Source organism: Streptosporangium sp. NPDC049078 (assembly GCF_040648855.1).
Taxonomy (GTDB): Bacteria; Actinomycetota; Actinomycetes; order Streptosporangiales; family Streptosporangiaceae; genus Streptosporangium.
The window spans coordinates 154,225-167,733 of record NZ_JBEZEL010000001.1; the positions used below are offsets into that span (position 1 = coordinate 154,225).

Annotated in this window: 11 protein-coding genes; 7 read left to right on the forward strand and 4 right to left on the reverse strand. The window is 70.3% G+C overall.

Going from position 1 to position 13,509, the window contains the following annotated elements; genetic code table 11:
- The first annotated feature begins 67 nt into the window (after positions 1-67).
- From AB0B90_RS00635 to AB0B90_RS00655, 5 genes are all read left to right on the forward strand, one after another.
- On the forward strand, positions 68-1,375 hold the full coding sequence (locus AB0B90_RS00635) for a hypothetical protein (RefSeq protein WP_362920070.1): 1,308 nt from the start codon (positions 68-70) through the stop codon (positions 1,373-1,375).
- Positions 1,360-2,001 (forward strand): DUF4129 domain-containing protein, encoded by a 642-nt coding sequence (locus tag AB0B90_RS00640; RefSeq protein ID WP_350946494.1) that lies wholly within the window; start codon positions 1,360-1,362, stop codon positions 1,999-2,001. The genes AB0B90_RS00635 and AB0B90_RS00640 overlap by 16 nt, the downstream gene beginning before the upstream one ends.
- Positions 1,998-3,275 carry a DUF4350 domain-containing protein gene (locus AB0B90_RS00645; protein WP_362920072.1) on the forward strand — a complete coding sequence of 426 codons (1,278 nt, stop codon included), beginning with the start codon at positions 1,998-2,000 and terminating at the stop codon, positions 3,273-3,275. Before AB0B90_RS00640 ends, AB0B90_RS00645 begins: the two co-directional genes overlap by 4 nt.
- A gap of 110 nt (positions 3,276-3,385) precedes the next feature.
- The gene (locus AB0B90_RS00650; RefSeq protein WP_350946616.1) at positions 3,386-4,309 is read left to right on the forward strand and encodes a MoxR family ATPase; all 924 of its coding nucleotides are present in this window, start codon (positions 3,386-3,388) and stop codon (positions 4,307-4,309) included.
- A 2-nt stretch (positions 4,310-4,311) separates the two neighbouring features.
- On the forward strand, positions 4,312-5,676 hold the full coding sequence (locus AB0B90_RS00655) for a DUF58 domain-containing protein (protein WP_350946492.1): 1,365 nt from the start codon (positions 4,312-4,314) through the stop codon (positions 5,674-5,676).
- A 148-nt stretch (positions 5,677-5,824) separates the two neighbouring features.
- On the opposite strand, the gene AB0B90_RS00660 is transcribed toward AB0B90_RS00655, so the two are convergent.
- Positions 5,825-6,820 carry a stage II sporulation protein M gene (locus AB0B90_RS00660; RefSeq protein ID WP_362920075.1) on the reverse strand — a complete coding sequence of 332 codons (996 nt, stop codon included), beginning with the start codon at positions 6,818-6,820 and terminating at the stop codon, positions 5,825-5,827.
- 37 nt (positions 6,821-6,857) lie between these two features.
- Between AB0B90_RS00660 and AB0B90_RS00665 the strand changes: the two genes are divergently transcribed.
- Positions 6,858-7,853 (forward strand): RDD family protein, encoded by a 996-nt coding sequence (locus AB0B90_RS00665; protein ID WP_350946490.1) that lies wholly within the window; start codon positions 6,858-6,860, stop codon positions 7,851-7,853.
- A 183-nt stretch (positions 7,854-8,036) separates the two neighbouring features.
- Here the strand turns inward: AB0B90_RS00665 and AB0B90_RS00670 are convergent, their stop codons facing one another.
- Complete coding sequence (locus AB0B90_RS00670; RefSeq protein ID WP_350946615.1) at positions 8,037-9,368, reverse strand: hypothetical protein; 1,332 nt, start codon at positions 9,366-9,368, stop codon at positions 8,037-8,039.
- 291 nt (positions 9,369-9,659) lie between these two features.
- Positions 9,660-11,072 carry a hypothetical protein gene (locus tag AB0B90_RS00675; protein ID WP_350946489.1) on the reverse strand — a complete coding sequence of 471 codons (1,413 nt, stop codon included), beginning with the start codon at positions 11,070-11,072 and terminating at the stop codon, positions 9,660-9,662.
- 395 nt (positions 11,073-11,467) lie between these two features.
- Between AB0B90_RS00675 and AB0B90_RS00680 the strand changes: the two genes are divergently transcribed.
- Positions 11,468-12,127: a DUF305 domain-containing protein gene (locus AB0B90_RS00680; protein ID WP_350946488.1), complete on the forward strand. Its 660-nt coding sequence runs from the start codon at positions 11,468-11,470 to the stop codon at positions 12,125-12,127.
- Positions 12,128-12,605: 478 nt separating this feature from the next.
- Here AB0B90_RS00680 and AB0B90_RS00685 read toward each other — a convergent pair whose 3' ends face one another.
- Positions 12,606-13,247, reverse strand: coding sequence for a DUF305 domain-containing protein (locus tag AB0B90_RS00685; protein WP_362906243.1), 642 nt, complete (start codon positions 13,245-13,247; stop codon positions 12,606-12,608).
- Between the last annotated feature and the right edge of the window lie 262 nt (positions 13,248-13,509).

Below are 13,509 nucleotides of genomic sequence, written 5' to 3' on the forward strand. Positions count from 1 at the left end.
GGGGATGAAACGTTCGTGTGATCACCCGATCACCACGGATGGTGTGTCCACATGCCAGGATTGGGATATGTCAGACGGTCACGGCTCCAGTCCCGGCGATCCCGGCACGCCCACGGGCTGGGCGTCCAACCAACCCCCGCCGTACGGCAACGCCCAGGGATCCCCGTGGACCGCCCCCGGCCCCGCGCCCGATCCTCCCGCGCCGCCGCAGGGGCCCCCTCAGGGACCCTGGCAGCCCCACGGCCAGGCACCATACGGGCAGCCGCCGCACCAGCAGCCGTACCAGCAGGGCCCCTACGGGCCGCCGCCGTACGGCGCGCACATGCCGCCTCCCGCGATGCGCCCCGGCATCATCCCGCTGCGGCCGCTCGGCGTGGGCGACATCCTCGACGGGGCGATCAAGCTGATGCGCTCCAACCCCAAGAGCGTCCTGGGCCTGTCGGCGATCGCCGCCGCGCTGGGCGCGATCCCCCTCGCGATCGGGCAGGTGATCGCGCTCGAATCCATCACCCCGCTCCTGGAGAACCCGAACGCGGCCCCCGACGAGGGGAGTTTCCTCTCCCAGTACGGCGGCAGCCTGCTCTCCTACGCGATCCAGTTCGTCGCCGTGACGCTGCTCACCGGCGTGATCACCCGCATCCTGGGCCGCGCGGTCTTCGGCGGCAAGATGACGGCCAGCGAGGCATGGACGCTGACCCGGAGCCGGGTGCCCACGCTGTTCGGGCTCGTCGTCGTCAACCTCGTGATCCTGCTCGTACCGATGGCCATGATCATCGGTGTGTTCTTCGCGCTCGGCTCGGCGGGGGCCGGTGTCGGGGTGATCGCGATCGTGGGCGTGGTGGCGGTATTGGCCTACGTGGCCTACGCCTTCTTCGTCAGCACCCGGCTGGTGCTCGCCCCCGCGGCCGCGGTGCTGGAGCGGCGCGGCGTCGTCGACTCGTTGCTCAGGTCCTGGCACCTCGTCTCCGGCGGCTTCTGGCGAACGCTCGGCATCGTGATCCTCACCCAGATCATCGCGTTCCTCGTCGGCCAGCTGCTCTCCTTCCCCTTCGTCCTGGGCGGGAGTTTCCTCGTACTCCTCGGCGAGAGCTCGGACGGCGCGCGGATCGCCGCGGCGATCCTCATCGCGGTGGGCGTCACCCTCGGCTCGATGATCACCTATCCCCTCCAGGCAGGAGTGAACGGCCTGCTCTACGCCGACCGGCGGATGCGCTCCGAGGCGTTCGACCTGGTGCTCCAGACCGCGGCGATCGAGCAGCGGCGACAGGGCTGGGTCCACGCGTCGGCCGACGATCTGTGGGACCCCTCCATCACACCCGCGGGCCCCGCGCGGCACGAGCCCCCCGGCCAGGGAGCCCCGTGGCCCCATTCCTGACGTCCCCCGTCGACATCGGGCGCGAAGAGGCGCGGCGCCAGGCGATCCAGGAGCTGCTCAGATCCGAGTACGCCAAGGAGTCCCTGCTCGACCGCGTCTGGCGCAACATCAACCAGTTTCTCGGCGACCTGCTCGACCAGGAGTCCATGGGCACCGTCGGCAGCCTGGCGGCACGGGCGGCCCTGCTCGTGATCGTGATCGGGATCGTCGTCGCGCTGCTCCTGGTCGCCCGCAGGACCGCCGGGGGCGGCGGCACCCGCGAGGGCGGGATCTTCGGCGACCGCCGCCTCAGCGCCGCCGAGCACCGCGAGGCCGCCGAGCGGCTGGCGGCGGAGGCCCGATGGGCCGAGGCGGTCCGCGAACGGCTCCGGGCCGTCGCCCGTGATCTGGAGGACCGCGTGATCATCGACCACACCCCCGGCCGCACCGCCGACGAGCTCGCCGTGGAGGCGGGCCGAGCCCTGCCCGCGCTCGCCTCCGAACTCGCCGCGGCGGCGCGGGTGTTCGACGACGTGACCTACGGCGAGGTGCCCGGCACCCCCGAGGCGTACGGGATCATGCGCGACCTCGACGAGCACCTGCGCACGGCCCGCCCCGCGCCCGTCGTACGGGCGGACGCGCCATGAGCCTCGCCCCGCCGGGAAGGACGGGATCGGCCTCCGCCGAGGACGCAGGGAACGCAGGGAACGCAGGGAACGCAGGGAACGCAGGGAACGCAGGGAACGCAGGGAACGCGACGCGCGCCTCCGCGACGACCTCCACCTCGCCGACCGCGGGCGGCCTCTGGCGCGGCGGCAGGGGCATCCTGCCGGTGGCGTTCCTCGTGGTCGCCGTCGCCGTCGCCGGCGTGCTGCTCGGAGGCTCCGGCGGACCGGAAAGACCCCTCGACCCCGCCGACACCTCGCTCTCGGGAGGCAAGGGCCTGGCCCGGCTGCTGCAGGCGAACGGGGTGCGGGTCACCCGGGTCACCTCGGCCGAGGAGGCCTCGTCACTGGCCGAGCAGGCGGGCCCCGAGGGCAGCACCCTGCTGGTGAGCCGGACCTTCCCGCTCGACGAGGACGAGGCGGAGCTGCTCGCCGCCGCACCCTCGGACCTGCTGGTGGTGGGCGTACCCGAGCACCTGGACCTGCTCGCGCCCGGGGTGGCCCCGGTGGGTGAGGCGCGGGCGCGCTCCCGCGAGCCCCGGTGCGCGCTGCCGGCCGCGACGAGGGCGGGCAGCGCCTACAGCGGCGGCGTGACCCTCACCCTGCCCGCCGGGGCGATCGGCTGCTACCCGGCGGGCGGGAAGCCCACCCTGGTCTCCCACGGCGTGGGGGACCGGACGGTCACCGTCGCGGGCGACGCGCAGTTCATGACCAACCTGCGGCTCGCCGAGGACGGCAACGCCGCGCTGGCGACGAACCTCGCCGGCGGGCGGCCCACCCTGCTCTGGCTCACGCCTCCCGAGGCCACCCCCCAGGCGGGCGACCGCAAGGAGGGTTTCTACGACCTGGTCCCCCCGGGGGTCAAGTGGGCCGTGGTCCAGGTGTTCCTCGCGGTGCTGCTGCTCGCGCTCTGGCGGGGCCGCAGGCTCGGTCCCGTGGTGGCCGAGCGGCTGCCCGTCGTCGTGCGGGCGGCCGAGACCGTCGAGGGACGTGCCAGGCTCTACCGGGCACGGCGGGCCCGCGACCGGGCCGCCGCGGCCCTGCGCGCGGGCTTCACCGACCGGGTCACCCCCCGCCTCGGGCTGCCACCGGGGACCGGCCCCGACGCGCTGGTGAACGCGATCGCCGAGCGGACCGGCCAGGCGGCGTCGCACGTCGGCGCCGCCCTGTACGGACCTCCGCCGGTCGACGAGGCGGGGCTGGTAGCCCTCGCCGAATACATGGACATCTTGGAAAGGCAGGTCGGAAAGTCGTGACCACACCACCGGGGAACGACGGTCTCACCGAGGCGGCCTCCGTCGCGAGGACCGCGCCCGGCGCATCCGCCGTACCCGCCGCGCAGAGCGCGGACCAGGCCAGGGAGGCGCTGGGAGCCCTGCGCGCCGAGGTCTCCAAGGCGGTCGTCGGCCAGGACGCCGTGGTCACCGGGCTGGTGATCGCGCTGCTCTGCCGGGGCCACGTGCTGCTCGAAGGCGTGCCCGGCGTCGCCAAGACCCTGCTCGTCAGGACACTGTCGGCGGCGCTCTCACTCGACTTCAAGCGGGTGCAGTTCACCCCCGACCTCATGCCGGGCGACATCACCGGCTCGCTGATCTACGACGCGAAGACGTCGGAGTTCGAGTTCCGCGAGGGGCCGGTCTTCACGAACCTCCTGCTCGCCGACGAGGTGAACCGCACGCCGCCGAAGACGCAGGCCGCGCTGCTCGAGGCGATGGAGGAGCGTCAGATCAGCGTGGAGGGGGCGGCGCGCGCGCTGCCCGACCCGTTCATCGTGGCCGCCACCCAGAACCCCGTCGAGTACGAGGGCACCTACCAGCTGCCCGAGGCGCAGCTCGACCGGTTCCTGCTCAAGCTGACCGTCCCGCTGCCGCCTCGCGACCAGGAGATCGCGGTGCTGGAGCGGCACGCGCTCGGCTTCGACCCGCGCGACCTCTCGCACGTCAAGGCCGTGGCAGGCGCCGCCGACCTCGCCGCGGGACGCGCGGCGGTCGGCAAGGTCCACGTGGGCCCCGAGGTGCTCGGCTACATCGTGGACATCGCGCGGGCGACCCGCCAGTCGCCCTCGCTCCAGCTCGGTGTCTCCCCGCGCGGCGCCACCGCGCTGCTCGCCGGGGCGCGGGCCTGGGCGTGGCTGTCCGGCCGCACCTACGTGACGCCCGACGACGTCAAGGCGCTGGCCAGGCCCGCGATGCGGCACCGGATCCAGATACGTCCCGAGGCCGAGCTGGAGGGCGCGACCGCCGACGGCCTCATCGACGCCATCCTCGCCTCCGTCCCCGTCCCCCGCTGACCATGGCGCTGACAGGACGGGCCGCGCTGCTGGCGCTGCTGGGCACCCTGGCCGTGCTGTTCGCCCCCCGGCCCGGGCTCGCGGTGGCCGGGGTGGCGCTGCTGATCGTGGCGCTGGTCGCGGTCGACCTGCTGCTGGCCGGGAGCGTGCGCCCGCTGCGCTTCACCCGCTCGGGCGAGCGGCTGGTACGGCTCGGCGAGTCGGTCACGGTCGAGCTGATCGTGGAGAACCCCGGCCCACGCAGGGTGCGCGGCGTGCTCAGGGACGCCTGGCCGCCCTCCGCGGGCGCCACGCCCCGGCACCTGCCGCTGGACGTTCCCCCCGGCGAGCGCCGCCGGCTGGTCACGACGCTCACCCCCACCCGCAGGGGCGACCGCGAGGCGGTCACGGTGACGGTGCGGACGCTGGGCCCGCTGGGTGTGGCGGCCCGCCAGGGCTCACACCGGGTGCCCTGGTCGGTCAGGGTGCTGCCGCCGTTCCTCAGCCGCAAGCACCTGCCCGCCAAGCTGTCCAGGCTCAGGGAGCTGGAGGGCCGGCACCCGTCGATGATCCGGGGGCAGGGCACCGAGTTCGACTCGCTGCGGGAGTACGTGGTCGGCGACGACGTCCGCTCGATCGACTGGCGGGCCACCGCGCGCCGCGACGACGTCGTGGTCCGCACCTGGCGGCCCGAGCGCGACCGCCGGGTGCTGATCGTGCTCGACACCGGCCGTACCTCGGCCGGACGGGTGGGCACCGCCCCGATCCCGTTGGCCGGGGAGGTGCCGAGGACCGGCGCCGGGAGCGGGGCGCGGGTCGTGCCCGGCTGGCCCCGCCTCGACTGGTCGATGGACGCGGCGCTGCTGCTGGCCGCCCTCGCCTCCCGGGCGGGCGACCGGGTCGACTTCATGGCCCACGACCGGGGGGTGCGCGCCTGGGTGTCCGGCACCGGCCGTACGGAGCTGCTCTCGTCCCTGGTCAACACCATGGCCCCGATCGAGGCCGAACTGGTCGAGGCCGACTCCGCGGGGATGGTCGCGGCCGTCATGGCGCGGGCCAGGCGACGTTGCCTGGTCGTCGTGCTGACCGACCTCAACCCGGCGGCGCTTGAGGAGGGGCTGCTGCCCGTCCTTCCCCGCCTCTCCTCGCGGCACCTGGTGCTCCTGGCCGCCGTCTCCGACCCCCAGGTGGCCGAGATGGCCGCCGGGCGCGGCACCTCCGAGCTGGTCTACGGCGCGGCGGCGGCCGAGCATCTGCGCGCGGGACGGCGCAGGATCACCACCCTGCTGCGCCGTCAGGGGGTGGAGGTCGTGGACACCGCCCCCGACCAGATCGCCCCGGCCCTCGCCGACGCCTACCTGGCGCTGAAGGCGGCCGGGCGGCTCTGAGCCGCCCCGGCACGCACCGGCGCCCAGTCGGCGCGGAGCCGCGGGGGTTCGACGCCCGGGGCCGCGTGGCGCTCACGCGGCACTCCGAGCCACCGGAGTCCGGCCTGGGCCGGGCACTCCGCCGGGGCCGAACGCTCAGCCGGCGCGCTCAGCCGGCGCTCGGAGCCAGGTCGGGGGCACGTTCGATGTCCCCGCTCTCGCCCGCGACCACGGCGCGGCGGCCGAAGAAGATCACGTAGGCGAGGAACGCGACCTCCGCGACCACCCCGATGCCGATCCGTGCCCAGGTGGGCAACCCCGAGGGCGTGACCAGGCCCTCGATCAGCCCGGAGACGAACAGCACCACGACCAGGCCGAGGGCCACGCTCATCACGGCCCTGCCCTGCTCGGCCAGAGCCTCCGTGCGCCTGCGCGGACCGGGGTCGACGACCGTCCAGCCGAGGCGCATGCCGACGGCCGCGGCGAGGAACACCGCGGTCAGCTCCAGCAGGCCGTGCGGGGTGATCAGCCCGAAGAAGATGTCGAGCTTGCCGCGCGAGGCCATCAGCCCGGCGGAGACGGCCACGTTGAGCGCGTTCTCCCACAGGACGTACGGGATCGGCAGGCCGAGCAGGACGGACATCATGATGACCTGCATCGAGACCCAGGCGTTGTTGACCCAGACCTGTCCGGCGAACGAGGTCGCCGGGTTCTCCGAGTAGTAGTCGGCGAAGTCGTGCTCGACGAGTTGGGTGATCTCCTCCGGGGTGGCGATCGCCGCCTGGACCCCGGGGTTCTCCCCCACCCAGACCGCGACGACCGTGGAGACCAGCAGGAACGCGACGCCCGTGGCCAGCCACCAGCGACGGGCCCGGTAGGCGACCACCGGGAAGGAGACGGTGAAGAAGCGGACGAACTCCCGCCAGGCCGGGGTGTGCGCCCCGGTCACCGCGGAGCGGGCTCGGGCGACGAGCGCCGACAGGCGGCCCACCAGGATGGGATCGGCGGAGGCCGAGCGGACGAGGGACAGGTGCGTGGCCACCCGCTGGTAGAGGTCGACCAGCTCGTCGACCTCGGCGCCGTCCAGCGAGCCGCGACGCCGGACCAGATCCTCGAGACGATCCCAGGCGGGCCGGTGCGCGGTGACAAAGGCGTCGATGTCCACGCGATCAGCCTATCCAGTCGAAGGTAGGGTGCTGGTTGTGTCCGATGTCGTAACCGGCGAGGCCGTGGTCGTCGAGGTCCGCGTGGCCCAGCTCCCGAGCAGGGCCGCGGCACTGCTGATCGACATGGCGATCCAGATCGTGACCCTGCTGGGGGCCTCCCTCCTCGTCGGCAACCTGGGATTCCTGGACGATCCGGCGCTGACGACGATGGTCTACATCGTGCTCACCGTGCTCGTGGTCGTCGGCTACCCGGTGACCTTCGAGACGCTCACGCGTGGGCGCAGCCTGGGCAAGCTCGCGCTGGGGCTGCGGGTCGTCAGCGACGACGGCGGTCCCGAGCGGTTCCGGCAGGCCCTGTTCCGCGGGCTGGCGGGGGTCCTGGAGTTCTGGATGCTCAGCGGTGCCCCCGCGCTGATCAGCTCGCTGATCTCGGAGAAGGGCAAGCGGCTCGGCGACGTCTTCTCCGGCACCATCGTGATCTCCGAGCGCGCCCCGCGGCAGTACGGGCCGCCGCTGGACATGCCGCCGATGCTCGCCCCGTGGGCGGCGACGCTGGAGCTGTCGCGGCTGCCCGAGCAGGTGGCGGCCACCGCACGGCAGTACCTCATGCGCTGGCACGACCTCGCCCCGGCCGTCCAGCACGAGATGGGCGTGCGCATCGCCACCGAGATGTCGGCCTTCGTCTCCCCGCCCGCCCCGCCGGGTGTGCCGCCGTTCGCCTACCTGACCGCCGTCCTGGCCGAACGCCGTCGCCGCGAGCAGGCGCGCCTGGCTCGGCGAACCGGCGGGCACCGGCCGGAGCGGCAGTGGACAGGTCAGCCGCACCCTCCCGCCCCGTACGCCGCTCCGTACGTCCCCGTTCCTTACGCGCCTCCCGGATCGGCGCCTCGGCCCGACCACCGGCCGTCGCAGCCGCGGATCCCCCTGCCGCCTCCGGCGGGGTCGCCCCACCCGGCACCTCCCCCGCCCACGTCCCCGCCTCCCGCGCGGCGGCCCGACTCCACGCCCGGCGGCTTCGTCCCCCCCGCCTGACTGACGGCTTCCGCACCCTCACTCCCCGCAGGCGGGCACTCACGCCGGTGAAGAGCGTCGCGCCGGATCACAGAGCCGGAGCACAGAGCCGGAGCACGGAAAAGGGGCGGCGGGAAGGCCCGCCGCCCCTCACGCACGTCTCGCGGGCGACCGCGTCCCCTCGGGGGCGGGCCGCTCGGACGGTCAGTGGTGGCCGTGCTCTCCGTAGGAGGCCTGGGTCTGCACGTTCAGCCGGTCCATCCGGACGTTCTTGGCCGGGTCGGTGCGACGGTCGTCGATCCTGAGGACGTCCAGCCCTCGGTAGAAGTCGCTGGCGTAGACGTAGCCGTTGTAGTAGTACGCAGACCAGATGCCGCCGCCTCCGCCGTCGGGCTCGGGGCCGCGCTCGAAGTAGCCGATCTCCTTCGGGCGGGCCGGGTCGCTGAGGTCCACGAAGGAGACGCCGCCCTGGTACCAGGCCTGGACCATGATGTCCTTGCCCTTGACCGGAATGAGCGAGCCGTTGTGCGCGACGCAGTTCTCGCTGTCGGCCTGGTGGCGGGGAATCTTGAAGTAGCTCTTGAAGACCAGCTTGCCGCGCTTGATCTCGTAGATGGCGTCGGCGCCGCGGTTCGGGCCGATCGCCTCGTTGCAGGTCGCCGCGCCGCCACCGCCGAGCTCGTCGGTGAAGATGACCTTGTCGCCCCTGTTGTTGAACGTCGCCGAGTGCCAGAACGCGAAGTTCGGGTCGGTGGTCCGCGCGGTGATCACCGGGTTCTCCCGGTCGGAGATGTCGAACAGGACGCCGTCACCCATGCAGGCCCCGGCCGCGATGTTCTTCTCCGCGTAGACGGTGATGTCGTGGCAGCCGCTGGTCGGCAACAGCAGGCCCGGCTGCGTCTCGTTGCCCCCGTCGGGGAAGATGACCGGCGTCTTGACCACGGCGGCGGCGGTCGGGTTGCGCAGCGGCACCTTGATGATCGAGATCTTGTCGTGCGGCGGCAGGCAGTCGGGGAACGTGTCGCTCGGGTTGTAGGAGGAGACGTAGAGGTAGACGTTCTTGCGGTCCCCGGTTTTACCGGGAACAAGGGTCAGGGTGTGGGAGCCGCAATTGGTCTCGACCGACTTGATGTACTTGGGGTTTTTCTTGTCCTTGATGTCGAAGATCCGGACACCCTCCCACGACTCCTTGACGCTGGCCGGTTGGCCGACGCTGTTACAGGAGTCGTCGCTGCGGGAGTTGTCGACCGCGGCGAACAACAGGTCGTCGTAGACCGACACGTCCATCTGGGAGCCGGGGCACAGGACACCGCTGACGAGCTTGGCGCGCTTCGGGTTGCTGATGTCGTAGATCGAGAAACCGCCGTAGTTGCCGACGTAGGCGTAGTTGCCCTGGAAGGCGATGTCGCTGTTGACGGTGGTCTCAAGGCCGGGAAGCTTGGGCAGGGTGCCGACGTGTGTCACGTTGGGGCTGGTGACGACCTCGCCGGGTGGAGGGATGTCGGCGGCCTGGGCCGAGACCGTGGACGTCAGCATCGCGGCGGCCGTGGCCACCACCGCCAACGCCCGGACGACCCTTCGGGGAGCGAACACTGCGGGTGCCTCCTTGAAGCGGACATAAGGCATGCATAAATTAGCAAACCGTCCACCTTGACGCCCGAGTCAACATCACATGACTTTGTCACAATAAAATTTGATTCAACCTCTTTACTTACTCTCCGGATAAGTTTAGTGTCTTCCCCCTTTTTTGTGGCTCACCGTGGGGTTCCGGCATGAGCGACGGTCGCCGGGCGCCCGTCCGGCGCCCGGCGACCGTCACGTCAGAGGTCAGTGACCCTTGTCGGGCTGGTAGGAGTCCTGGGTCTGCGGGTTCAGGTCCTTGAACTTGACCTTGTCCGCCTTGTCGAGACGCTTGTCGTTGATCTTCAGAACGTCAAGACCAAGGTTGAAGTCGCTGCCGTAGACGTGGCCGTTGTAGTAGTACGCCGACCAGAATCCACCGCTGAGCGGGTTGGCGCTGTCAGGGCCGCGCTCGAAGAAGGCGATCTCCTGCGCGTTGGCCGAGTCGGTGAAGTCGACGACCGAGATGCCACCCTGGTACCAGGCCTGGACCATGATGTCCTTGCCCTTGACCGGGATGAGCGAGCCGTTGTGCGCGACGCAGTTCTCGTTGTCGGCCTGGTGGCGGGGGATCTTGAAGTAACCCTTGAAGGCGAACTGGCCGTCCTGGAGGTCGTAGTAGGCGTTGGCGCCACGGTTCGGGCCGATCGCCTCGTTGCAGGTGGCCGCGCCACCGCCGCCGAGCTCGTCGGTGAAGACGACCTTGGTGCCCTTGTTGTTGAACGTCGCCGAGTGCCAGAACGCGAAGTTCTCGTCGTCACGGACCGTGGCGGTGACCTTCGGGTCGACCGGGTTGGAGATGTCCATCAGGATGCCCTCGCCCATGCAGGCTCCGGCGGCGATGTCCTTCTCCGGGTAGGCGGTGATGTCGTGGCAGCCGCTCGTCGCCGAGGTGCGGTAGGGGTACGGCAGGCTCTCGCCGGGGTTACCACCGTCCGGGAACAGAACCGGCGTGGCGACGACCGCGGCGGCCTCCGGGTTCTTCACCGGCACCTTGATGATCGAGATCTTGTCGTGCGGCGGCTGGCAGTCGGGGAACGACGCGTTCGGGCTGTAGGAGGAGACGTAGACGTAGACGTTCTTCTTGTCCCTGCCCTTGCCGGGGACGAGGGTCAGGGTGTGCGAGCCACAGTTGGTCTCGACCGCCTTGACGTACTTGGGGTTCTTCTTGTCGCTGACGTCGAAGATCCGGACACCCTCCCACGACTCCTTGATCGCGGCGCTCTGGCCGACGCTGCTGCAGGAGTCGTTGTTGCGCGAGGAGTCGACCGCGGCGAAGAGCAGGTCGCCATGGACGGACAGGTCCATCTGGCCGCCGGGGCAGACCACCGAGCTGACCACCGAGGTCTTCTTCGGGTTCTTGATGTCGTAGATCGAGAAGCCGCTGTAGTTGCCGACGAAGGCGTAGTCGCCCTGGAACGCCATGTCGGTGTTGATGTCTGTCAGGTTGGCCGGCTTGGGCACGTTGGTGACGTGCTCGACGTTCCCGCTCTTGGCGATCTCGCCAGGCGCCGGGATATCAGCGGCCTGCGCGGGTACCGCGGCCAGAACCGTGGCGACGGCGAGGCCGGCCACGAACAGGAAGCGGCCGGTCAGGCTCTTCCCTGGGGGGGTGGACACTTTGTACCTCCTAGCTGCATGCACTGATAAAGCGTGCATAAATGTCTGAATCGTTCATCCTGCGCGGCCGGTCAGGCAAGCCGTCACAGTGTCAGCAACTGTTTCCGACATGCAGTCTTTACGAACACCACCCGGAGGGGTTACGGTCTTGCGGCACTGGACATACAGCCCGAAACACCCCACATCGCCCGCGCGACGTCTCTCTCCTCATATCACCCCGACCCGTTAGGGTTGGGGTGATCCACAGCGGACATGATGGACGTGGCGTTCCTGCCGGGACAGGGCGTGCCGCGTTCGCGTGGATGTTCACGTGGAGCTTGAGGCGCGCCCGGTCCGCGGATCGCGGATCCGGCCGGGCCCGGAAGCCGATAGCCCCGGGCCGCGGAAGGACGGTAATGAACATTCACGAAGGAGGCCGGGTGCGCGTCGCGCTCATCGCCGTGGTCGCCGTCCTGTCCCTCGGCGCGTGCACCTCGGAGCCGGAGGCCCCCGCGATCCCCGAGGCCGCCGCCTCGGCGCCGGTGATCGTCCCAGGTAGGCCGGGTGAGGTCGCCAGGACCGTCGGCCCGAGTGAGGCCGCCACGCTCGTACCCTCGCCCACCGTGAACGCGGCCGACGTGAAGTACCTCCAGGACATGATCGTCCACCACCGCCAAGCCCTCGACATGGCCACCCTCGCCCCGGCCAGGGGCGAGCACACCAGGCTCAAGGGCCTCGCCTCCCGTATCAAGGACGCGCAGGGGCCGGAGATCCAGTTCATGACCACCTGGCTCCAGCAGCAGGGGCAGCGGGTCCCCGAACACCATGCCGGGCACGGCGACATGCCCGGTATGGCCACACCGGAGCAGATGGACGCGCTCAAGGCCGCCTCGGGCAAGGACTTCGACCGGCTCTTCCTCCAGCTCATGATCGCGCATCACCAGGGCGCGCTCGCGATGTCCGAGCAGGTCCTGACCTCCGGTTCACACGTGCGGGTCGAGGAACTGGCCAACGACATCTCGGTCACCCAGAGCGCCGAGATCCGCAGGATGCGGGAGATGCAGGCCGAGCTCTGACTCGCCCCTTCGTGGACGGCTCGCGAGGATCGCGCCGTCCCGTCCTCGTACCCCGCCTCCGCCTGGCACCACCCCTGACCACGCACCCGGCGCGGACCGCCGTCGCCATGACCGTACGTCGCAGCCCTGCGGCAGGGGGACCAGCGTCTTGATCGGACCGGCCCCGGCCGCGAAACAGGCATAGAACGAACACGGAACGGATACGGAAAAAGCACGAATCGGCGAATCAGTGAATCGCCTGCACCGACAATCGGACTGACAAATCATGACTTTGTCAGAACAAAATTTGATTCATCTCTTTACTTGATCCTCGGAAAAAATTTACAGGACACCTTCTTTCCTGTTCGCCCCCGCTTGGGCGACGGTCAATACCAAAGATCGGTGACCATTGTCCCCGCCGTCGAAACAGCCGCCCGTCCACGCCTTTCCCGCCCCCCTCCCCGGGCGAACGCGCCCCGGCCGGGAGGGGGAACGACGATCAGCCGGAAGCGGGACCGCCCAGCTGGGCGAGGAGCTTCTGCATGCGGTCGATCTCGATGCGCTGGTCGGCGTCGACGTGGGAGGCGTAGGTGAAGATCTCCGTTTCCTGGCCGCCACCGTCGGCGAACAGCTTCTCGACCATCTGGAGCGCGCCCGTATGGTGGATGATCATGTATTGCACGAAGAGCCGGTCGAAGTCCTTGCCCGTGGCCTTCTTCAGCTCGGCGAACTGCTCCTCGTTCAGCATCCCGGGCATGAGCTCCCCACCTGCGCCGGAGTGATCGTGGTTCGCGTCCGGCACCTTCTGGTCGCGGTCCTGGAGCCAGCGTCGCATCAGCGCGACCTCGTCCTCCTGGGACGCCTGCATCCGCTGGGCGATCAAGGTGATATCCCGGTTCTTGCTGCGGGAGGGCACGAGGTCGGTCATCCGCAGCGCCTGGGCGTGGTGCGGGATCATCCCCTGCATGAAGAGCACGTCGGCGGCGGTGAACAGGGTGTCCGCGACCGTTGGCATCGAGGAGGCGGCGAGCGTCTGTCCGCGATCTCCCGGCGCTCCCGGCTGAACGATCACTGGAGCGGCCGACGCCTTGGGCGACTCCGTGGTGCATCCGGCGAGCATGCCGACCGCGATCACGAACATGCTTACATTTCGCCATTTGGGCAGTGAAGTCATTATGTGAACCCCTTGCACCCTTCTAGGTAGCGGCCATCCGGAACAGTAGATATGTCAGGGTATAGAACATCAAGGCCGCTTCCGTTACAGTTCGGCGTGTAACACCAAAGTGGATCTCCCCCCCAGCTGGCGTCACAAAGAGGCACCGGCAGATCCCGGGTCGCCCTTCGCGATAGATCACCTAGGGAGGGGATGCCCGAAAGAAAGGGAAGCGGCCCGTGAGAGGTAG

Coding starts and splice junctions, on each gene's coding strand:
- AB0B90_RS00635 (WP_362920070.1), top strand. CDS start 68: ATGTCAGACGGTCACGGCTCCAGTCCCGGCGATCCCGGCACGCCCACG.
- AB0B90_RS00645 (WP_362920072.1), top strand. CDS start 1,998: ATGAGCCTCGCCCCGCCGGGAAGGACGGGATCGGCCTCCGCCGAGGAC.
- AB0B90_RS00655 (WP_350946492.1), top strand. CDS start 4,312: ATGGCGCTGACAGGACGGGCCGCGCTGCTGGCGCTGCTGGGCACCCTG.
- AB0B90_RS00670 (WP_350946615.1), bottom strand. CDS start 9,368: ATGCTGACGTCCACGGTCTCGGCCCAGGCCGCCGACATCCCTCCACCC.
- AB0B90_RS00680 (WP_350946488.1), top strand. CDS start 11,468: ATGAACATTCACGAAGGAGGCCGGGTGCGCGTCGCGCTCATCGCCGTG.
- AB0B90_RS00685 (WP_362906243.1), bottom strand. CDS start 13,247: ATGTTCGTGATCGCGGTCGGCATGCTCGCCGGATGCACCACGGAGTCG.